Raw genomic sequence first — 22461 nt, 5'->3', positions numbered from 1 at the left:
ATTCTCACTTTGCAGAATCTTAAGTTTATGACCGTTTGCAGTATAAATTTAAGGTATGATTCGCAATGTTACCATTCCCCAAAAAGGTCATTTTCAGTCAGAAAGGGTCAAAAAATAATTGCTGTTTTAATCACGGGGGTTTTTTGTAAATTACCGCGGTATCATAAAAACAGCAGTGTAAATGGCAATTAATATTTCAACAGAACATAAATCATCGCTCACCGGATTGAGTATTGCAGAAATGCAGGCGGCATTTGTGCCATACAAACAACCGGCATACCGGGCGGCGCAGGTGTATAAATGGGTGCATCATCATCAGGTGCAATCTTTTGATGAGATGACCAATTTGCCCAAAGCGTTTCGCGAATTGCTGGATAAGCATTTCAGCATCGGCGAATTGCGCCTGAAGTTGCGCCAGGATTCGGTGGACGGCACCCGCAAATACCTCTGGGAATTGCCCGACGGCAAAGCCATCGAGAGCGTGTTTATTCCGGAGGAAAAGCGCAAAACCATTTGTATTTCCTCACAGGTGGGCTGCGCGCTGGGCTGCGAATTTTGCGCGACCGCGCAGATGGGTTTTCTGGCGAATCTCACATCCGGGCAAATTGTGGAGCAAATTATCCGCGTCCAGCGGGATACCGGCGTGAAAATCACCAACGTCGTTTTTATGGGGATGGGCGAGCCGTTCCTGAATTACAACCGGGTGATCGCCGCCAGCAAAATCATGTCCGATTTTGAGGGATTGGCCATCTCCGCCCAAAAAATCACCATTTCGACAGTGGGCATTGTCCCGCGCATCATCCAGTTTACCGATGAAAAACAGCCCTTCAAACTGGCGATTTCGCTGCATGCACCGACACAGGAATTGCGCAGCAGCATTATGCCCGTCGCGGATAAGTTTTCGCTCAAAAAGCTGATGGACAGCGCTTATTATTACACACGTCAGCAAACCCGCAAACGCATCACCTTTGAATATGTGTTGCTGGAAGGCGTCAACGATACGCCGGAAGTTGCCCGGGAACTGGTGGAATTGCTTTCCCCGCTGCGCTGCAAACTTAATTTGATTCCCTATAACGATACCGGCATCGGTTTTCATCTGCCGGGACAATCTCGAATCACCGAATTTCTGCAAATACTCGAAACGGCGCCATTTGCGGTTACCGTTCGCAAAAATCGCGGCACGGATATCGCCGCCGCCTGCGGACAATTGATCGCCGAAACCGATGGCACCAAAACCCGCTCTCTAAAAATACCAGAAAAAATCACTCCGTAAGGGTGATTCAAAAGAATAACTCCATGCGGAATAATTCCGGTTCACATATCCGTCATTTTGACGCAATTATTATTGGCAGCGGCTTTGGCGGCTCGATGCTCGCCAGCGTGCTGGTTAATGCCGGGCAAAATGTGCTCATGCTGGAGCGCGGCGATTGGGTGAAACGCGGCGCCCACAATTGGGCGATGAATGCGTCCGTTGATCTCACGCCCCATTATTCGTTCGATACGCCGATGCGCGTGCGTGAAGGCGGCAATAAAGATATCATGGGCAATTACGCCTGTGTCGGTGGACCGTCGGTGTTTTATGGCGGCGTTTCGTTCCGTTTCCGGGAAAAAGATTTTGAGCCGCCGCCGGAAATTGTCGGCGATTCCGGCGCTGAGTGGCCGATCACTTACGCCGATCTCGAGCCATATTATTCCCGTGCGGAACAAATGCTCGATGTCGCAGGTGACGATTCTGCCGACCCGAGCGCCCCGCCCCGCAGCGCGCCATTTCCCCAAAATCCTGACCGGTTGAGCAACATCAGCGAAAAAGTTAAATCGTCTGCCGAGTCGTTGGGGCTGTCCCCGTTTCCGCTGCCGCTGGCGATCAATTACAGACAAAACGGACGCCATAAATGCGCGGCCTGCACCACCTGCGATACGTTCGCCTGCGCGATTTCCGCTAAAAATGATTTGGCGACGGTGCTGATTCCCAAACTGGTTCGCAAAGGGATGACGCTGCTGCCCAATACCATCGTCACCCGGTTGGTGCACAATAACGGACGGATAACCGCCGTTCACGCTATCGATAAAATGACCAAAAAGCTGCACGAAATTACTGCAGACACGGTAGTTTTGTCCGCTGGAGCGATGAGTTCGCCGCAACTTTTGCTGGCATCGGGATTGGCGCAACACAATCCGGCCGGCGAAATGATCGGGCGATTTTTGATGCGCCATGCAAACGCGATCACTTTTGGCATTTTTCCGGGCAAACCGGATAAAGAAACGCGTTTTCACAAACAATTGGCAATTCTCGATTATTATTTCGGGCATCCGGAAATCAAATATCCCGCAGGAAAACTTGGCAGCCTGCAACAAATGCCCACGCCGCCACCCGGATTGGTGAAAGAAGTGGTGATGAAGCCGTTCGGCTCGATAATCGCCCCGGCGGTGAAGCTACTCACCGGATTGCTGGCGATGGTGGAAGATCAGCCGCAGTTTATCAACCGCATAAAACTCGATGCTGTGCGGAAAAATGCGTACGGTATCCCTGAGGCGCAAATTTTCCACAAATACAGCAAACGCGATCTGGCTGCGCTGAAAGTGATGACCGATTTGTCCAAAAAAATTATGCGCGGCACCGGTGCCTGGGCACATTATATTCACCAGATCCGCACGTTTTCGCACGCCTGCGGAACGGTTCGCTTCGGTGAAAATCCCAAAACAGCGCCGCTCGATCGCGATTGCCGGTTTCGCGGTATTGATAACCTGATTGTAATGGACGCCAGTTTTATGCCGACCGCCGCCGCGGTAAATCCCAGTTTGACCATTTCCGCAAACGCGCTGCGGGTTGGTGAAACGGTGCTAAAATTGTAAATCAAAACACCATTTGACTGAGACGACGATGAACACATTTCGCCCGACAGGTGTAGATAAACCGCTCCGGCTGGCATTTTTGGGCTGCGGCAAGATCACCCGAAAACACAGCCGGACTATCGAAAAAGCAAAGCTGCCGGTTCTGCGATACTTCGCCAGCCGTTCGCTGGAAAAGGCAAATACCTACAATTCGGAGCTGCGCGGTGACGGCTTTTTTGGCACTTACGAATCGGCGATCAGCTCGCCGGAAGTGGATGCCGTGTTTATCGCTACGCCGCCGTCGTCGCATCTGGACTTGGCGCTGAAAGCGCTGGATGCCGGAAAGCATGTGATTGTCGAAAAGCCGCCGTTTTTTACGCTGGCGGATTTCGATGCGGTCGCAACTGCGCGGCAAAAACACGATTGTCAGGTGATCGTCGCGGAAAATTATTTTTATAAACCGCTGCGCTCAGCGGTGATGGATGTGGTTCAACAGGAGTTGCTCGGCGATATGTTATTTATCAACATCAACGCGATGAAACAGCAGCACAATGCCGATTGGCGGGAAGACGCGGCGATGTCCGGTGGCGGTGCGCTGTTTGAGGGCGGCATTCACTGGGTCAATTTTTTGGCGAATATCGGCATTGGCGTGACAACTGTCCGGGGCATTCAGCCGCACCCGAACGGCGGTTTAGAGCGCAGCATGCAGGTGATTTTCAATTACGAAAATGGCGCAGTCGGTAATCTGTTTTATTCCTGGGAAGTGCCGACATTGTTCAAAGGTTTGCGGATTTCCCGGATTTTCGGGCGGGAAGGCTCGCTCACCTTCGAAAGTAACGGTATTTTTATGGTGGTTCGGGGACGAAAAAAACGGTTGGTGTTTCCCGGTTTTGCGGATATTTCCGGTTTCACCGGCATGTTCACAGATTTTACGGCAGCGCTGCGCACCGGAACCGCGCCGAAACTGACATTCGACATCGCCCGGCGCGATGTTCAGTTGATTCGGCAGGCATACGCAACTGCCGAATTGAAACAGACGGACTGATTTCGAGTATCGATCGTTGTTACAGCAGATATTTGATCAACACAAAACTGCCCACCAGCAAAACGGTGAATCCAATCGCGAGCAGATTAAAATATTTGTCGATGAAACCCTGAATTTGCGAACCGAATTTCCAGATCAAAAAGGTAACCAGAAAAAAGCGTCCCGCGCGGCTGATGATTGATGCAACCACAAACATCGGCAAATTGATGGCAAAAGCGCCGCCGCTGATCGTGAAAACTTTATACGGTAACGGGGTAAATCCGGCAGTAAAAACAATCCAGAAATCCCAGTTTTGATAAAGATGCTGCACTCTCTCAAAGTTGGCGACGGTAAATCCGGGAATGTTGTTCAAAAAGAAGTTTGCCAGCGCCGAAAACTCCCCATTTAATCCCCACCAGGCATAATGCCCGATGCCATATCCCAGTAATGCACCGGTTACGGAAGCAATGGTGCAAATGAATGCAAATTTGAATGCCTTTTGTCTGGCACCCAACGCCAACGCAATCAACAACGGATCCGGCGGGATGGGAAAAAAAGAAGCTTCAGCAAAGGAAAGCACAAATAGTGCAATCGGTCCATACGGCGTTTGCGCCCAGTGTAACACCCAGTCATATAAATCACGAATCCATTTCATTTACCGGCTTCCTTTGTATTAATATTTCTCATTGTGTTCTCGAAATTAATCCGCCCAACCGCGTTTGCCGATCAGCGGGACAAAACTGCGCGAATCCGCCTCAATGATATCAAAATTATTGCCCTGCCGTGTGACGATCATCAGCTTTTGCTGAACTTTATCGCCAACGGGGACGATCAATTTGCCATTTTCGCCGAGCTGTTTGGCGAGCGTTTGCGGCACCTCCGGAGAGGCCGCGGTTACAATAATCCGGTCGTATGGCGCATGATTGCTCCAGCCCACCGAGCCATCGCCGATGCGAATACCGATGGTGTAATAGCCCAGTTGATCGAACATTTGCTGCGCCCGTCGTGCCAGTTCCGCAATTCGTTCGATGGTATACACTTTTACGCCAACTTCAGCCAAAACAGCAGCCTGGTAACCACTGCCTGTCCCAATTTCTAGAATTTTTTCCGAGCCGTTCAACGCCAGCAATTGCGTCATGCTGGCAACAGTTGTGGGATGGGAAATGGTTTGCCCGAACCCGATCGGCAACGATTTGTCCATGTATGCCTGATGCCGGATGGCCGTCTCCACAAACAAATGGCGGGGAATTTTTCGCATGGCGGCAATCACCCGCGCATCGGTAATTCCCGCGTCGATAACGTATTTTTGCACCATCATTTCCCTGTGGCGATCATACATGGCTGCGCATCCTTTCGATTGATAACCGGCAAATCAGCGATATAAAATTGAGTGTATCGGGCAAGTTGCGAATGGCGCTCGGTGCGCCGTTGTAAATAGTGGGAATGGGGACGCTGGCGATGCGAAATCCGGCCCAACCACTGCGAATCAAATACTCGCTTTCGAGGTGAAACCGTTGCTCTTTCGGCTGGATGCTGCTCAACACTTCCCGCGAATACAGCCGGAAACCGCACTGGCTGTCGAACGCGGGCTGACCGATCATCCGGCTGATCATGCCAGTCGTAATTGCATTCGACGCTATCCGATGCAATGGCATCGTTTTCGGATCTCGTTTCCGGGTGCCGATAACCAGATCTCCCCCACCCTGTTCAAATAACCGGATAAATTCCGGAATCAATTCCGGCGTATGTTGTAAATCTGCATCAATGGTAATTACGGCACGAATGGTCTGGTTTTTCAGAAAATATGCAAATCCGGATTTCAGCGCAGCACCTTTTCCGGCATTTTCGGCGTGCCGGACAATGTGGATTGCCAAGCTGCCATATTTGGCAATTTCGACCGGTTTTACTGATCCGTCATCAACAATCAAAACTTCCAAATTGGAAACATTCAACGATGAGATGCGCCCCAAAAGCTCCGGTAAATATCCGTCTGCGTTGTAAACCGGGATAACCACGCCGTATTCGGCCATTTTCGCTCGTGATTTTTGTGTCTTTGGTTCGGTTGATAAAAAGAAAGGGGAATCTTTTACGATTCCCCTCATCTGTCGGAGCGACTGGATTTGAACCAGCGACCCCTACCACCCCAAGGTAGTGCGCTATCCAGGCTGCGCCACGCTCCGATCTAAAGCGCCAAAATATATCATCTGAGATCATGTAAATCAAGCCTTAAATAACAACTAAAGCGGCTCGTTGAGCACGGTTAACATCTCGTCTATTTCCATCCGGATTTCCGCTAGCGTCTGTTTTAACCGCAAATTTTCTTTTTCGACGAGTTCTTCCCGGTATTTGTCAATTGCAATTCTGGCATCTTCAAATGACAGCTTTTGCTCATTGAGTAAATCCTTGATAAACAGCAGCAAAAACACATCTTTTTCCGTGTAATAGCGATTATCAGCGCGGTTTCGCACCGGTTTTATTTCGGGAAAATGGGTTTCCCAACGTTTGATATCGTCGGGCGTCATTTCCAGCATTACAGCTGTCTGTTTCAGGGAGTAATAGAGTTTTTTTTTCGGCTTTTGAATGCCACCTGATTGGCTCGATGTTTCTACCATTGCTAACTCCCGGCTTTGCGTGGTCTGGCGTAATTATTGAACATCTAAAGTAAATATATGCTGAGGGTTAGAGCCGGTCAAGCGATAATTCCTGTTTGAACAAAAATTGGTAGATCGGCACGAGGTAAGCCGGTAATCCGAGTAACGACAGTTTGATGCGTTCAGCCGCCGGCAGTGGATGTTTCATTTTTTGAACCAGGTGTTTGGCAGTTTCGAATTGATAAACCGGAATTCGCGGCAAATTCAATACATCGATCGATTGCGATCCGCGAACACCTTTGCAGCCAAATTGAAACCCGCATTCTTTTGCCAGTTGCCGTTCGCGTGCGGTTTTTATCCCGAAAGGATAGGCAAAACTGATTACCGGTTGTTTTGCCCATTCTGCAATTTTTTCGCGGGATTCCTGCATTTCCCGGCGAACCTGCGTTTCGCTCAGCAGCGGCAACGCGCGATGCGTTACCGAATGCGCGCCGATCTCCCAACCTGCAGCGGCAAGTTCGCGGATGTGATTTGGGGAAAGATGGCGAAATCGCTGCCGATTCAGCGAAACATCCCATTCGTTCAGCTTGCCCGCAAATCCGCTGATAACAAAGATAACACCCGTAAAACCAATGGTTTGCATCGCCGGAAAAGCGTTTTCAAAAACGGAAAGATAACCATCGTCAAAACTGATGATGACCGGTTTCTCCGGGAGCGGTTTCCGGTGTAAAATATCGAGGAAGGTAGTGGATTGGTAGCCGTTTTCCGACAGCCAGCTCAGGTGCCCGAGAAATCGTTCGGGCGGCAGCGCGTTGATACCAACTTCCCGGTGATGATCCACTTTGTGATACATCAAAATGGGAATTGTCGATAAAATATGCCGGATTTCGGCTTCGCTCCGCACATTATTCACTGGCTTCGGCTACATCAAAAAATGGTGTGGATAGGTTTTCCGCCAATTGGGCATTGGCGATCTGTCCTTCGTAAATGACGAGACCGCTGCGAAATGACGGTTCATTTTTAAGTGTCGATAGCAGCCCGTTTTCCGCAACCTTAAAAATAAGGGGTTTTAGCGCTTCGCTATGTGCGATCGAGCTGGCTTGCGGAACGGTTCCGGCGAGATTTGGCACGCAAAAATGGATGACTTCGTTTTGCACAAACGTCGGGTTATCTATTTTGGTCGGACGGCTGGTAACCAGCGCACCGCCATCGTATTCGATATCCAGGTCGATAATCACTGCGCCGCGTGGCAAAAAGCCCACACTTTTTTCTTCCAGCTTTGGCGGTTTTGCCATTTCAACCCGCTGATAGGCAAACACAACCAGATCTGTTTTGGGAAATTCCATTCTCAACATCTCATTGCTGAACAAACATAGCCGCACACGATCCGGCAAATTATGCTTTGCAATTTGCAACAGCGATTCATCAACCTCAACCAGGGTAACTTTTGCACCGCTATCGGCTGCCATTTGCGCTGCTGCAAGACCGGCAGCGCTGGCGCCAAATACCATAACAGAAGCCGACGCAGTACCCTGTGATCGCCCAATAAAAGCGCCTCTGCCGCCATGATGGCGTTGTAAATAATAGGCGCCCTGCTGAATAGCCAACTGTCCGGCAATGGCACGATCTGCATCCAAAATCGGGCGGCTGAAATGCCCGACGCGATAAAGCTCAAAACCGTAACAGTTTGCGCCACGACCGAGCAATGCCCGGACCATCTCCGGATAGTTAAAAAATTGGAAAAATGCAAACAAGGTATGATGCGGTTCAATCAGCTCGTATTCGACCGGTTTTGGCGCACGGATTTTAAGAATATATTCCGATTGCCCATACAATTTTTCCGGTGAAGGAACGATTGTCGCACCGGCATTTTCAAAATCAATGTCATCAAACATACTTTTTGCACCGGCACCCCGTTCAACAAAAACGGTATGTTCGCGTTTCACCAACGCATCCACCAGCGCGGGCGTTGCACCCACACGATTTTCGTGGTTGCGAATTTCGACGGGAATTCCAAAAATCATAGCTTTGATTTAGCAGAAGTGCAATCCCAATCAGCCCTCCGCTATCTCCTCATTTTTTTCAAGCGAACAATTTACGACATCGCCATGCAAATTCAAATTTATTTGTTGGGTGATAGAATCACGGTGAGCCGCCGTTCCGGTGAGAGCAAGCGGGAAGCTGTCGCCATAATTGATTCGCGGGAAACCTGCTCAATTTGGGTGATCACATGATCGATCGGTTGAAATTTTCCATTGTAAATTTCCAGCATTGCGAGCCGGTTCATTCGCGAGCTTGTGTTTTCCAACCGGAGCATGATATTGCCTTTTGTGTAAGATTTTGCATCACGTAACTCCCGTTGTGAAACGGGTTTAGACGAAATTTTGTCCAGCTCGTTCACGAGCATTTTTTGTGCTTTGGGAATATTGCGTTGATCCGTTCCCAGATAAACGCCAAAAACCCCGCAGTCGTGATACAATTCTGCAAACGAAAAAATGGCGTATGCGATGCCGTATCGCTCGCGAATATTCTGGAACAACCGCGAGCCCATGCCATCGCCCAAAATGGTGTTCATGATCAGCAAATCCCATTTCGCCGGATCGTCGTAGGCTATCCCCGGCACACCGATGCACAAATGCGATTGAAAAACCGGTCGCTCCAATTGGTGAAACCCGGCGCCGAACGATTTCGGACGGGATAATTTCACCGGATTGGAAATGTTTTGGGGAAAATTAAATTTTTGCTGAACCTGCGCCACTAATTTGTTGTGCTGCAAATGTCCGGCAACGGCGATTACTGTCCGGTCGGCGGTGTATGTGTTGCGATAAAATGTCATCATTTCGTCCATTGTCATCGCATTTATGGTGTCTTCCACGCCTAAAATCGGGTTGCCCAACGCATGATCCGGGAACATTTTAGTGGCAAAATATTCCAGCACAACCTCGTCGGGTGTATCCTCAGCGGATTGGATTTCGTCGAGAATCACCTGACGTTCTTTCTCGAATTCCTTTTCCGGAAAATCTTCCCGGCAGAGCACATCCGCCAATACATCGATCGCTTTGGACAAATGTTCGTCCAGAATTTCGATATGATAGCAGGTCTGCTCTTTTGCGGTGAACGCATTCAGGTTGCCGCCGAGCGATTCGATGCGCCGAACAATTTCCCGTGCTGTGCGTTTCCGGGTTGCTTTGAACATCATGTGCTCCAAAAAATGCGCAACGCCGTTAACGGATTTATCCTCGAATCGCGTGCCGGTTCGCAGCCAAACGCCGATCGAAACGGAGCGGACATGCGGAATATGTTCGGAAATTACGGTTATCCCGTTGTCCAACTGCGTTTTTTGATATGGGGAAATATTCATGTAAACTTCATCTTTTCAATTGTTTAGGTTGTCTATTTTTATCGGCGAAATTTCATCAGCCGGGCGGAAGTTAAAAATTCGCGAATAAAAATACAACTCCCATTCGAGAACGTTGCGAATGTTTTCCGGTTGACGGAAACCGTGCCCTTCGCCATCGAGCAGTACGTAAGCGACCGGAATGCCTTTTTGCCGCAGTGCGTTCGCCATATTTTCAGATTGTTCGGGCAACACAACTTTGTCATCGCTGCCTTGAAAAAAAATGACCGGTTTATCCAGTTTTTCAGAATGATACAGCGGCGAACGCGCCCGATACTCCTGTTTTTCCTGCGGATATCGGGCAATCAAACGGTCGTTATAGCGTGCCTCAAATTTGTGGGTGTGTTGCGTGAGCGCTGCCAAATCGCTGATCCCGTATCGGCTGCATCCGGCGGCAAAAACATCGTGAAAAGTTAGCGCCGCCAAAACCGTAAACCCACCGGCGCTGCCACCGGAAATGACCATTCGCTGCGGATCAACTTTGCCATCTGCCACCAACGCATTTGCAGCGTTTACGCAATCTGCAACATCTGCGATGCCCCAATTTGCATTCAATAATTCGCGAAAAGCCCGACCAAACCCCGTGCTGCCGCGATAATTGATGTCTGCAACCGCAAATCCGCGCGACGTCCAATATTGGATTTTTAGCGAAAGACTGTTGTCCGTTGCTGCGGTCGGACCGCTGTGGCAAATCATCATCAGTGGCGGCAATTCCTCCGGCAATGGCGCGAAATCCGGGTTTTTGGGCGGATAGAAAAATCCCTGAACCGGATAATCGTCAGATGAAAACCGGAAAATTTCCGGTTGGGAAATCACCGCAGGATCGATTTCCACTGCGGTTGATTGTCGCAAAATATTGTGTTTTCCCGATTCCAGATTCACCGAAACAATAGCACCGGATTGCTGCGGCGAGCCAGCCTGAAAAACAACCTGATTTCGTGATGCGCGAACCTGAGTTATATATGTGAAAGGTAAATCCAGAATATTCAATGATTTGGATGGCAAATCTATGATGCCGAATTGCCAGATGCCATCTTTTGAAAATGCGCTTGCCAGCGTTTGGTGATCGATAATGCCAAAAGTGGACATCCCAAAAACCCACTGCGGCAGCCCAAATTCTGCAGCCATTTCGATGACCGGCTCAACTTCTCCGGCACCCCAACAGTAAATATTCCACCAACCACTTTTGTCCGACACAAAATACAATTTTCCGTCCGATGCCCATTGCGGTTGAAAAATGGACTCGTTGTCACCGCCGGCGATCATTTCTGAAGATTGAATCGAGCCGTCATCTGCGATTTTAGCAAGCCATAATTCTGTGGCATCCCACGGTAAATTGGGGTGATGCCAGCACAAAAATGCCAGCCGGTTGCCATCGGGAGAGATGATGGGATTCGAATAAAAATCTGCCCCGGAAACGAGGTCTGTAATATCATTTTGAGTGTTCAAATCGATTGCACAGATGACATTTTGCGGCTCAGCCGCGTTTGGCTCGTGTACTTCCCGAACCGTGAACAAACGGTTACGGCGTTCATCGAAACAGAAATCGGTGAAACGGGACTCCGGCGAGTTTGTCAACTGTTTCGGCGAATCTCCGGGCTGAAACGAATAAATTTGCCGGTCACCATCATTCGAGAAAAAAATGCCGCCGGGTGTAATCAGCATCGCGCCGCCGCCGTATTCATGCACCCGCGAGCGGACGTTAAACGGTGCATCGAGCAAGTTCTTCGGGGTTTTGCCGGGCTTTTTCCGGAATATGCTGTTTCGCCCCTGTTCGGTCGGGCAGCTTTCGATCCAATAAACCGTTTCATTTTCGATGGCAATATCGCCGAGACGGACGCTGCCGCCAGACAACATTTCTGCGGATATCGGTGAATGCCATTCACCGCAGGCTTTATTTTTTTTCATTTTATCGTGAGCAATTATTTTTGTTTGAATGCAGAAATAGCGTTTTGTGCAAATGCCGAAAGCACCAACCGCCCGCTGATTTCCGCACGTTCTTCCAACAATTTATCCCAATGTTCGGTGCCTTCCCATGCGATGGCTTTTAGCTCCGCCGCTGCATCCGGGTTGGCTTTGGCGAGGCGTGCTGCCAATTCGTGAACGGCACGATCGAGTGATTCAACCGAATCGGTAACGGAGTTGAACATGCCATTTTGCAGGCACCACTGCGCATCGCGCCAATCGGTGTCGATGGCGCTGGCAGTAAACGCCGCTTTTCCGATCCGCCGTTCCACCGCCGGTCCAATCACAAACGGACCGAAACCGAGCGCAAATTCACTCAATTTGATCGCTGCGGAATCGGTAGCAATCGCAATATCAGAAGCAGAAATCACACCCACTCCCCCACCGACTGCCTTGCCCTGAACTCGCGTAATAACAAACTTTGGGATTCTTTTCATCGCCAAAATCAGGCGGGCAAAGCCCATAAAAAATGTTTTGCTTTTTTCAATCGAATCGACAGAAAGCAATTCATCGAAAGATGCGCCAGCACAAAAAGCACCGTTTCCGGCACTCTGCAACACCACCACTTTTGCCGCAGCGTTTCCGCCAAGCGACAGCAGCGCCTGCGCCAATTCCGCCAACAAATTTCCCGGCAATGAATTTTTTTTGGGATGAAAAAAGGTAACCGTTCCAATACCATTTTCAATGGCAACGTTGACATAGCCCTTCTCACTCATATCGAATTTCCTTTCTGAATTTAAGGGTGCTGCGCTATTAATTATGAAAAATAGGCGCCGTTTTCTGATCCCTAAACCTGCTCAACGGCTGTATTTCAGCCACGATCCCAACTTACGAGCCTATGAAAATTGTGGTAAATTACACAGCAACACCACAAAAACGGCTCAAATGATCGCTGCCGATTATTTTACGGGATACAAATCAGGGTTTATAAACTGAACCAGTGCGAGAATGATCGCATGTTCGTAAAGCGAAGTGCGATTCACCAGATTTTTTGTGAGAATACCAATAGCGCCTTCAGATTGTTTGCTGTTATTCTTTCCGAAAACGATGTCATCCGCTTCGCCGAGTTCCAAACCGGTGTGAATGAGTTCCGCCACTGTTGGCGGCAGATAAAATGTGCCGCTGCGGCTATGGCTATGGCGATCGTTGGACCGGATAACCACCCATGCGAAAGCGCCCAAACCCTGCGCATCTTCTTCGATGCCGCCTTCGACGCCAACCCAAAAATCCGCATTCGGATGAAGTTGCATCGCGGCTATTGTCCGGTTGTCTGCACCTCGCCGGGTTTCCTCATTGGTAACCGGTTGATCGCTAACGCCCGAAGGCACACTAACACCTTTTACGGTGAATTCCTGGTCTGGAAAAACGTGCTTAAAAGCCAGCGTAACCGCGTTTATTTTAACTGGGTTATGCGATGCTACAATAATAGTTTTCATTATTTTTGGGAATCATGTTTTCGTTCAAAAGTAATCGGGTCATAAAAGCTGGTTTCCAGCGAAACAACCTCGCCTTTTTCGTTGATGCGAAAGCTGATAAACGATTTGGCTGGCATATCGAAAATCGGATCGCGCCAAACCACCCGGAAAATATCCGCGTGCCAATGGGTCAAATCGCCGAGATGTCGCGGATTGTAATCGAAAACCAGATTGCCCTTTTCCAATCGCACTTCGGCATTACCGGAAAACGCATCAAAATAAGTGCCGGTGTATTCATCCAAAGGCAAGCTGGGTTTCGTATTCTTTATGCGCTGCGCTGCCAATTCATTTTCAGCAAGTTCTGATTTTTGATGTTGTTTGTTCACCTGCTCCAACAACTCCGCGCTCCAATTGCGTTTTTCGGCTGTTTCCGGCTGAAAAAACGCATCGAGGATAAGGTTTGTAATTGCACGAGTTGGCGAATCCGGTGCATAATTGGTTACGACCATCACGCCAAAATCAGCTTCGGGAATCAGTGTTTGCAACGAGATCATCCCGGACATACCGCCGCCGTGACTAACGGTTTTGTAGCCGCCATAATTGGAAATAAACCAACCCATTCCCGCTCCAGAAAATTTTCTGCCATACAAATTTTCAGCAGCTTCAGAAATCGGGATCGGGTTATAAATCGCCTGCATTTCACGGACAACCTTTGCTGAAATGATCTGTGAATCACCAACTTTGCCATTGTTCAAATGCAGCAGCATCCATTTGCTCATATCTGCAACGCTGGCGTTTACCGCTGCGGCGGGCGCAACGTTATCCAGCAAATCGTATGCGACCGGAACGGTTTTCCCGTTGCGTGGCTCATGGGGAGACGCAACATTTTTGTCGTTCGCCAACGCCCGGATACTGGTGTTGCTGCGATTCATCCCCAATGGCTTAAATAGATGTTTTTCAACAGCTTCGCCCCATTTTTCGCCGGATATTTTTTCATAAACCATACCGGCAACCATGAACATCAGATTTTGGTAATGGTATGACGAACGAAATAATCCGTTGGGTTCGAGATGGCGCAGCCGCGCCAGAATTTCATCCGATGACAGCGAATTGCCAATCCAGATATGGTCACCGCCAAAAGTCGGAAGCCCGCTGCGATGGGTCACCAAATCCCGCACGGTCATTTCGCGGGTTACGTATGGATCGAACATTTGAAAATTTGGCAGATGATCGACAACTTTATCGTCCCAACGCAATTTTCCGGCGTCCACTAAAATTCCCAACAGCGAAACCGTGAACGCTTTAGAATTGGATGCCACCGCAAAAAGGGTGTTTTCATCGACCGGTTCATCTTTGTCGATAGTGCGCGTGCCATACCCTTTGGCGTGAATCAGCTTGCCATCTTTGACAATGGCGACGGCAATACCGGGAATTTGCCAGTCGGTGCGTGTTTTTTCAATTGCTCGATCGATTGCTGTCAAATCGACCGTTTGAGCAAAGAGACCGATTGAAAAAAATAACACTAAAACGAGATAAAACAATGGATTAAATAGTCTGTTCATAATGACGCCTTACATTGAAATGGAGCCTTTGCGGAAGTCTGTTTTTCCGAGGTGGGCGTTAATAAGCACTGGATGTCCTGATTTGGCAGCCGCTTTTGCTTTTTTAATTGTCTCCGAAATTTTTTCGGGATCATTGAGCAAAAAGCCTTTTCCGCCAAATCCTGCAGCAACTTTGTGATAGTCGGTTTGCCGGAGAACGGTGCCAACGTCATCTTTCAGGATGTCGATTTGTTCGCGGGCAATTTGTGTCCAGCCGGCGTCGTTCCCTACCACTGCAATAATCGGTAAATTGTGTCGAACGTATGTATCAAACTCTGCAATACTGTAACCTGCTGATCCGTCGCCATAAAGTAGCCAGATTTCAGAATCGGGATAAACCAGTTTTGCGGCAATCGCAAAACCGCCGCCGACACCGAGCGTTCCGAAAACGCCGGGATCCAGCCAGCGCAATGGTGATGCCGGATTTACGATATACGAAGCCGTTGCCACAAAATCGCCGCCATCTGCCACAAATACGCGGTTTGGCTCCGCCTGGTTTTCTATTTCGGCACAGAGTTGTAACGGATTGATGTCGTCCGTTTTTTGGATCGCCGTTTTTTGAATTTCCGTTTCTCGTTGGTTGTCCCGCTCCCGGAGTTGCAAAATCCAGTTGTTCCATTGCAGGTTTTCCGGCATATCATCTGCCATTTTTCGCAGAAACAAACTCGCATCGCCGAGAATCCCGAGATCCGGTTTGCGATTTTTGGTCATATCTTTTCGGCTGCGGTTGACGGAAATAAGCGTTGCGCTTTTGCGAATGTGATTGCCGTAATCCAGCCGGAAATCCATCGGAACGCCGGCTAAAATAACCAGATCTGCTTCCCGCAAGGCATTGCGGCGTTTGTGCCGCATCAGCAACCGGTGATTGCCACCCAGCAAGCCGCGCGCCATCCCCGAAAGATACACCGGGATATTCAACTTATTGACGGCAGTAACCAGTTTGTCGATGTTTTTGGGATCCAGCATCGCCTGGCTACCGATGAGCATTACCGGTTTTTCGGCACTTTTTAACCGATCAACAGTGTGGCGAATCCGGGCATCCAGCGGTTCGGGAATTTCTGCTTCGGCAGATTTAAAATCAGCGCTAAATTCTTCCGCGCCCTCAAACAATTTATTCACATGACGATCCAGATACAGTTGAATCGCTTTACCGGTAAGGCTTTTGCCGGAACCGGAATCACCGGTTTTCAGACCGTACCATTCCCGAACCAGCGATTCTTCATATAATAAATCAACCGGAACTTCAACAAAAACAGGGCCGGGAACGCCTTCTTTGGCAATCCGGAATGCATTTTCAACAATTGGAATGAGGTCTTTAACGCGTTTAACGGAAACTGCCCATTTGACATGCGGTTTCATCAACGCCATTTGGTCGATATCCTGCAACGCTCCCCGGTTTTTGAGTGCGGTTGCGGTTGCGCCGCCAAACAAAACCAGCGGTGATTGTGCCAATTCTGCATTTTTGATGGCAGTCAGCGTATTCGTCACGCCCGGACCGGCTGTTACTGCAGCAACACCGGGCACCCCTTTTAGCCTTGCGACGCCATCTGCGGCGTAAACGGCGGTTGCCTCATGCCGGACATCGATAACGCGGATGCCTAACTTTTTGCAACCAACCAAAAGCGGCGAGATATGCCCGCCGCAAAGGGTAAAAAGGTATTCAATTCCATGCGATTTTAAAACAGAAGCTATGCGATCGCCACCATGCACCGTTTTGACCTCCTTTTGTTTGTCGTAAAATCTGATAATGCTTAATACATTTTTTCAATATCAGATTCGTAGTTGTTGATCACAACATTTTTCTTGACTTTCAATGTCGGGGTCAGAAATCCGTTTTCAACGGTAAATTCCGGAACGATCGTCACTTTTTTGATGCTCTCGTACGATGCAAAATCGCGATTTTTTTCCTGCACTTCGCTATCGATAAGCTCCGCGATTTTTGCGTTTTTCAACAAATCACTGTCGGAGCCGTATTGGATTCCGTGGGAATTTGCATATTCTCGAACATTATCCAGGTCGAGCGTAACCAACGCACTCAGGTATTTTCGGCGATCACCAATCACGCAAACCTGGTTAATATATTTGCTCGTCGCGATGACGCCTTCGATATGCGACGGCGCGACATTTTTCCCGCCTGCGGTGATGATCAAATCCTTTTTCCGTCCGGTGATGCGTAAAAATCCGGCATCATCGATTTCGCCGAGGTCGCCTGTGCACAGCCAGCCATCGTCGGTGATTGTTGCTGCGGTTTCTTCGGGCATTTTGTAATAGCCTTTCATGGTGTTGCGGCCGCGGGTCATAAATTCACCATCCGAGGCAATTTTTTGTTCAACACCGGGACCCGGCAATCCGACCCAGCCAAAACGATAGTTATCGCTGCGGTTCACGTGTGAAAACGAGGTGTTTTCGGTCATCCCGATACCTTCGAGAATGAGAATGCCGGCAGCGTGGAAAAATTTAGCGATATCCGCGTTCAGCGGCGCAGCACCGCTGATGCACCAGCGCAAATTGCCACCCAGCGCTTCGATAATTTTATGAAACACCAGTTTGTGTGCCAGATTATATTTAAATCCCAACAATCCGGAAACAGGTTTGTTTTGTTGTTTCAATGCGCTGACCTCGTTGCCCACGCCAACAGCCCACCGGAAAATTTTGAGCGCAACCCCGCCTTTTGCCTCCGCGCCGCTGAGCACTTTGGAATACACTTTTTCATAAATTCGCGGAACGCTGGGGAACCAGTTTGGCCGACTCGCTTTGATGTCTTCCACAATCGTATCCATGCCGCGTGCCATTGTTACCTGAACGCCGATAAATGTGCAAGCCATCGCGCAAATTCGCGCAAATACGTGCGCCATCGGCAGGAAGAGGAAGCACACATCGCCATCGCGGACATCGAGGCTTTGCTCGATGGATTGGCAAGTAAATAAAAAATTATCGTGGGTTAGCATCGCGCCTTTCGGCACACCGGTTGTGCCGGATGTGTAAACAATTCCGGCGATATCCTCCGGTTTTACGGCGTTAATGCGTTTGTTCAATTCTGCATCGCTGATGCTGTCGCCGAGCTTCATAAATTCGCCAAGGCTGATGATCCAGTCATCGCCGGTCGGTGGTGTATCGTAAAACATGATCACTTTTTTGATTGCCGGCAACTCGTCGCGGATATCCTTGATTTTTGCCAATTGTTCATCGTTTTCAACAAAAATAACCACAGCGTCGGAGTGATTAATAATGTATTTGCAATCCTTTGGCAACAGCGATTGGTAAATACCAACTGTTACCGCACCGATGGCCATCGTGGCATGATCGGCAAGCATCCACGGATAGCAGGTGTAGCTGAGCACATTCACTTTGTCATTGTGATTTACACCGAGCGCCATCAGGCTTTTGGCAGCCCTGCTAACGTTGTCATGGTGCTCTTTCCAGGTTATCGATGTTTGAATACCGGGTGCTGTAAACCATGCAAAAGCCGGTTCGTCGAGATGTTTATCGACGGTGGTTTTCAACATATTGTAAACATTCGGGAAATTAATAAAACTCATGGCGTCCTCCATATGTCTCGATCGAAATGATTAAATAAAGACAGCGCTTCACAACAGTTTTTTGGGGTATGTGAAATCGATGAACTGTGCGTTATTGCGGTGAACGCTCGCCCAGTCATCAATATTAAAATGAATTGTCGCAATGCCGCAAGTGGGGATATTTTCGATGTCGGCATCGGATAGCAAATTTGCCAACTCCGTCAGTCCGGGATTATGTCCGACAATCATCAACGTTTTTGTTTCTGCCGGTATTTGTTGGATAACCGACAATAGCGTTGTTTTCGGTGCCAAATACAGTGATTGGTTAAATACAATATTTACAGCCGGATAGCCAATTTCTACAGCCAGCTTTTTTGCGGTTTTTGCCGCCCTTGCCGCCGGACTGGACAACATCAGGTCTGGGCAAACACCTGCTTCCCGCAGATATTTGCCCATCTTTGGCAGATCATTTTTGCCACGTTTATTCAATACACGGTCAAAATCATCCTGACCCGGATCACTCCAGTCAGATTTGGCATGTCGTGTAATATAAAGTTTTTTCATTGGTAGTCTTGTCACTTGAATGAATCTTCCAGCATCCGGATTCCCAAATCGGAAATGGTGTAATAACGTATGGCAGGTTGATCCGCGCGATTAAAACGCGCATCAACGGTTATCAGCCCCAATTCCTTGAATTTTTGAATCGTGTTGTATTGGATTCGTAAGTCGTACCCACGAATTTTTACATTTTTTGCGTCGTCATCAACCCTTAGCAAGTTACCCGCTTTTAATAAAATCAGGTAGCGTTTTTGAGAATTGGTGAGTTTCAAAGAACTTCCCTCCACTGTTACCATAATTGAACCCGGACATCTTGTGAGCGATACATGGCATCAGCTGGCTGCACGCCAAATGCTTCATAAAATGTTGGCATATTAGAAACAATACCGTTTACGCGATATTCGCTGGGTGAATGCGGGTCTGTCAGCAATCGCTGGCGCAGTTCTGCTTCACGATATTTTCGCCGCCAGATCTGCCCCCATCCGAGGAAAAAGCGTTGCTGTCCGGTGAAACCGTCAATCTCCGCTGCCGGTTTGCCATTTAAAGAAATGTTATAGGCTTCGTATGCAACGGTTAGCCCTGCCAAATCCGCGATGTTTTCGCCAAGTGTCAGCTCTCCGTTTACATTCATCGAATCAATCGGGCTGTAGCCGTTGTATTGCTCTATCATCACCTTTGCGCGGGCGTTAAAGTTTTCTGCATCCGATTCAGTCCACCAGTCACGCAGGTTCCCGTTGCCGTCAGATTTGCGACCTTGATCGTCAAATCCGTGGCTGAATTCGTGTCCGATGACTGCGCCGATTGCACCATAATTCACTGCGTCATCCGCTGCCATATCAAAAAACGGTGGTTGCAAAATCGCTGCCGGGAAAACAACTTCGTTCATCGGCGGATTATAATAAGCATTCACCGTTTGGGGTGTCATAAACCATTCGGAACGGTCGATCGGATTGCCGAGTTTACTCACCTCGCGCTGGTATTCAACAGCGGCAGAACGCTTCATGTTTTGCAATAGTTCGTTCGGTTTGATTTCCAATGCGCTGTAATCTTTCCATTTATCCGGATATCCGATTTTAAAATTGAATTTACTCAGCTTTTCGAGCGCCTGTTTTTTGGTTTCAGCACTCATCCATTCCAGATTGTTGATGCGAATTTCGAAAGCTTTGCTCAAATTGTGCACCAATTCAGTCATTCTTGCTTTGGCTTCGGGTTTAAAATGTTTTTCAACATACAAACGACCGAGAACTTCGCCCAAAGTGCTTTCAACTGCATCGACACCGCGTTTCCAGCGAGGGCGATTTTGGGTGACGCCGCTAAGCACTTTTCCGCGAAACTCGAATCGGGCATTCACAAAATCATTGCTCAGGAACGGTGCAGCAGCATCGATCAATTTAAATGTAAAATATGATTGCCAATCCGAAACCGGAAAAGCGAGCAAAACGGAATCCAGTCCCGCAAAAAAGGACGGCTGTCGCACAATGAACGCCTCGGCATTGGTTAACCCCGCAGTTTGCAGATACGCATTCCAGTTGAATTTCGGCATGGCATCCGAAAGATTTGCCGATGCGAATTTATTGTAGGTTTTGTCGCGATCTCGATTTTCAACCCGTGTCCAGTGATATTTGGCGATTTCGGTTTCGATTACCATAATTTTAGCCGCGTTTTCACTGGCAGATGCATCATTGGCTAAGTTCAACAATTGCTGAATATAGGCAACATATTTTTCGCGGGTTTCGGCAAATTTATCATCAAAATAATAGCTTTTATCGGGCATTCCCAATCCTGACTGATGGAAAAACCCAATATATTCAGTTGAATTTTTGGGGTCCTGATCGATAAAAAATACAAATGGCGATTGCACGCTCATTCGGTTGGATTCCGCCATATAAATCGCAATATCGTCATAATTGTTGATTGAACTGATTCGCCGCAAATCATCCCGGATGGGATTAATTCCTAATTTTTCTATCAAAGTGGTATCCATAAAACTGCGATACATATCGCCGACTTTTTGCGCATCAGAGCCGGCTGCTGCGTTGTCGCTTGCGGCAGCATCGATGATTGCTTTGAGGTTCTTCTCGGCGGCATCTGCCAACACTGTAAATGAGCCGTAATTGGACTTATCTTCAGGGATTACAGTGGTTTCCAGCCAGGTTCCGTTTACGTATTGATAAAAATTATCTTGCGGCTTTACGCTCAAATCAAACCCGGATTTCGAAATCCCGGATGATAATTCTTGTGCATTTACTGATACAAAAACACACAAAAGCAGGCCATAAAAAATGGCATTTCTCATATTAAGAAACTCCTGATTATTAAATGTAAGTGGAATATATTAAAAAAAATGAGCTGCAAATAATTGCAGCAACTGTTTCAAAGTGAATACCCATAAAGGTTTTAAAAATTAAGCATTTATAGGGAATTTAGCAAATGAAAATATTGTGAGGGGTATTTCAAATAAAAAACCGGCTTCAGTTAACCTGCAGCCGGCTAAAAATCAAACAAATGTAGTATTTAACCTACAAAACCTGGCGAACAAATTCCTCAACTTCAAATTGCAAGGCTTGGGTGTCTGCAACATGTGCCAAAAATTCTTCATTGCTGCAGCCTGTTTTATCGATGATCGTTTGCATAATTTTTTCTTTTTGCTCATCAGCGATAAAGCCCTCGGAAAATTGACTGAACAAATTACCCAAACAAATTATTCGCCGGAATTCCGTTCGCGGGTGGTTCGGGTCAAGATTTTCCAGATCACCGAGCGTATGATATTCGCACGCTTCGCGAATTTGAACAGGCAGTTTCCAATGATCTGCCAAAGCAGTTCCCAAATATGAACTGGATGGCGCTTCCAGCATTTTTTCAGCATCGCTAAACAAAATGCCTTTTTCGCGACATAAATTTTTGATTGCCATATAGTGATTGGGGTAAAATTGCAAATATACCAGTTTTCCAACATCGTGTAACAGCGAGCAGGACCATAAATCCTCTACTTCTTCCAGTCGGGCGTAAACTTTTGCCAATTTTTTTGTGCAGAGAGCGGTGTAAAATGAATGCCGCCAAAATTCTTTCAGCTCTCCTTTATCTTTTACATTGAAGGATGACACGACCGAAAGCGACATCACAATCCGGTAAATTTCATTAATGCCGAGGTATGCGATTGCAAAACGCAGGTTGGTAACCTCGCGGGTTAATCCGTAATAGGCTGAATTTACAATTTTGAGAATTTGCGTTACCAATGAAACATCGCTGGTAACCATCTCGGAAATTTTTTTGAGATCCACATTGTCCGTACGAATCATTTCCTGGATTTTTGTGACCACTTCCGGGAGTGGTGGCAAACCTTTATTCCCTGCAAATAGTGTATTGGGATTAACATCAATTTTTGGTAACATGAATGCCTCGTTTGTACGATTAACTAGTTCTTGAAATATAAGATAAATCCAGAATCTATCTTGAAAAATGAGCTGTAAAATTGCTTTAGTGAATTATCTTCGGCAGGAATCTGGAAATATGAACAAAATAATGAGATTTTAGTGGTTTCGTGCGGTTTTTTCGTGAAA

At 47.9% G+C, this 22461-nt stretch carries 20 protein-coding genes and 1 tRNA gene; 3 read left to right on the top strand and 18 right to left on the bottom strand.

The genetic code is table 11. From position 1 onward, the window contains the following. The first annotated feature begins 181 nt into the window (after positions 1 to 181). Genes rlmN through H6629_17315 form a run of 3 tightly spaced genes read left to right on the top strand, consistent with a single transcriptional unit; the run spans position 182 to position 3877 of the window. Positions 182 to 1273 (top strand): 23S rRNA (adenine(2503)-C(2))-methyltransferase RlmN, encoded by a 1092-nt coding sequence (rlmN, locus tag H6629_17325; GenBank protein ID MCB9069553.1) that lies wholly within the window; start codon positions 182 to 184, stop codon positions 1271 to 1273. A gap of 23 nt (positions 1274 to 1296) precedes the next feature. Further along, complete coding sequence (locus H6629_17320; protein ID MCB9069552.1) at positions 1297 to 2853, top strand: GMC family oxidoreductase; 1557 nt, start codon at positions 1297 to 1299, stop codon at positions 2851 to 2853. A gap of 28 nt (positions 2854 to 2881) precedes the next feature. Continuing rightward, positions 2882 to 3877 carry a Gfo/Idh/MocA family oxidoreductase gene (locus H6629_17315; protein ID MCB9069551.1) on the top strand — a complete coding sequence of 332 codons (996 nt, stop codon included), beginning with the start codon at positions 2882 to 2884 and terminating at the stop codon, positions 3875 to 3877. A 19-nt stretch (positions 3878 to 3896) separates the two neighbouring features. On the opposite strand, the gene H6629_17310 is transcribed toward H6629_17315, so the two are convergent. The 18 genes from H6629_17310 to H6629_17225 form a co-directional block, all read right to left on the bottom strand. Next, positions 3897 to 4511 (bottom strand): DedA family protein, encoded by a 615-nt coding sequence (locus H6629_17310; protein ID MCB9069550.1) that lies wholly within the window; start codon positions 4509 to 4511, stop codon positions 3897 to 3899. A gap of 45 nt (positions 4512 to 4556) precedes the next feature. After that, entirely contained in the window at positions 4557 to 5195 is a 639-nt protein-coding gene (locus H6629_17305; GenBank protein MCB9069549.1) for a protein-L-isoaspartate(D-aspartate) O-methyltransferase, read from the bottom strand. Further along, positions 5188 to 5886, bottom strand: coding sequence for a glycosyltransferase family 2 protein (locus tag H6629_17300; protein MCB9069548.1), 699 nt, complete (start codon positions 5884 to 5886; stop codon positions 5188 to 5190). The genes H6629_17305 and H6629_17300 overlap by 8 nt, the downstream gene beginning before the upstream one ends. Before the next feature lie 75 nt (positions 5887 to 5961). Beyond that, positions 5962 to 6036 (bottom strand) — tRNA-Pro (locus tag H6629_17295). 57 nt (positions 6037 to 6093) lie between these two features. Further along, entirely contained in the window at positions 6094 to 6468 is a 375-nt protein-coding gene (locus H6629_17290) for a MerR family transcriptional regulator (GenBank protein ID MCB9069547.1), read from the bottom strand. A gap of 67 nt (positions 6469 to 6535) precedes the next feature. After that, a complete protein-coding gene (locus H6629_17285; GenBank protein MCB9069546.1) occupies positions 6536 to 7360 on the bottom strand; it encodes a polysaccharide deacetylase family protein in 825 nt (274 codons plus the stop codon). Further along, the gene (locus H6629_17280; protein ID MCB9069545.1) at positions 7353 to 8471 is read right to left on the bottom strand and encodes a hypothetical protein; all 1119 of its coding nucleotides are present in this window, start codon (positions 8469 to 8471) and stop codon (positions 7353 to 7355) included. The genes H6629_17285 and H6629_17280 overlap by 8 nt, the downstream gene beginning before the upstream one ends. 98 nt (positions 8472 to 8569) lie before the next feature. After that, the gene (locus tag H6629_17275; GenBank protein MCB9069544.1) at positions 8570 to 9808 is read right to left on the bottom strand and encodes an insulinase family protein; all 1239 of its coding nucleotides are present in this window, start codon (positions 9806 to 9808) and stop codon (positions 8570 to 8572) included. 15 nt (positions 9809 to 9823) lie between these two features. Continuing rightward, positions 9824 to 11752: a S9 family peptidase gene (locus H6629_17270; protein ID MCB9069543.1), complete on the bottom strand. Its 1929-nt coding sequence runs from the start codon at positions 11750 to 11752 to the stop codon at positions 9824 to 9826. A 14-nt stretch (positions 11753 to 11766) separates the two neighbouring features. Next, positions 11767 to 12525 carry an enoyl-CoA hydratase/isomerase family protein gene (locus H6629_17265; protein MCB9069542.1) on the bottom strand — a complete coding sequence of 253 codons (759 nt, stop codon included), beginning with the start codon at positions 12523 to 12525 and terminating at the stop codon, positions 11767 to 11769. A gap of 183 nt (positions 12526 to 12708) precedes the next feature. Beyond that, positions 12709 to 13245 (bottom strand): inosine/xanthosine triphosphatase, encoded by a 537-nt coding sequence (gene yjjX / locus H6629_17260; GenBank protein ID MCB9069541.1) that lies wholly within the window; start codon positions 13243 to 13245, stop codon positions 12709 to 12711. Continuing rightward, positions 13245 to 14786 (bottom strand): serine hydrolase, encoded by a 1542-nt coding sequence (locus H6629_17255; GenBank protein ID MCB9069540.1) that lies wholly within the window; start codon positions 14784 to 14786, stop codon positions 13245 to 13247. Before H6629_17255 ends, yjjX begins: the two co-directional genes overlap by 1 nt. Positions 14787 to 14795: 9 nt before the next feature. Next, the gene (locus H6629_17250; protein ID MCB9069539.1) at positions 14796 to 16535 is read right to left on the bottom strand and encodes a thiamine pyrophosphate-binding protein; all 1740 of its coding nucleotides are present in this window, start codon (positions 16533 to 16535) and stop codon (positions 14796 to 14798) included. A gap of 41 nt (positions 16536 to 16576) precedes the next feature. Continuing rightward, positions 16577 to 18364, bottom strand: a complete 1788-nt coding sequence (locus H6629_17245; protein MCB9069538.1) for a long-chain fatty acid--CoA ligase — start codon at positions 18362 to 18364, stop codon at positions 16577 to 16579. 48 nt (positions 18365 to 18412) lie between these two features. Beyond that, the gene (locus tag H6629_17240; GenBank protein ID MCB9069537.1) at positions 18413 to 18907 is read right to left on the bottom strand and encodes a histidine phosphatase family protein; all 495 of its coding nucleotides are present in this window, start codon (positions 18905 to 18907) and stop codon (positions 18413 to 18415) included. Between the two features lie 11 nt (positions 18908 to 18918). Next, positions 18919 to 19173: a hypothetical protein gene (locus tag H6629_17235; GenBank protein ID MCB9069536.1), complete on the bottom strand. Its 255-nt coding sequence runs from the start codon at positions 19171 to 19173 to the stop codon at positions 18919 to 18921. Between the two features lie 17 nt (positions 19174 to 19190). Continuing rightward, positions 19191 to 21197: a hypothetical protein gene (locus H6629_17230; protein MCB9069535.1), complete on the bottom strand. Its 2007-nt coding sequence runs from the start codon at positions 21195 to 21197 to the stop codon at positions 19191 to 19193. 223 nt (positions 21198 to 21420) lie between these two features. Next, entirely contained in the window at positions 21421 to 22293 is an 873-nt protein-coding gene (locus H6629_17225) for an HDOD domain-containing protein (GenBank protein MCB9069534.1), read from the bottom strand. Positions 22294 to 22461 lie beyond the last annotated feature (168 nt).

It is taken from the genome of Calditrichia bacterium (assembly GCA_020634975.1).
Taxonomy (GTDB): domain Bacteria; phylum Calditrichota; class Calditrichia; order RBG-13-44-9; family J075; genus JACKAQ01.
This window is presented reverse-complemented; position numbering and strand designations above follow the sequence as displayed.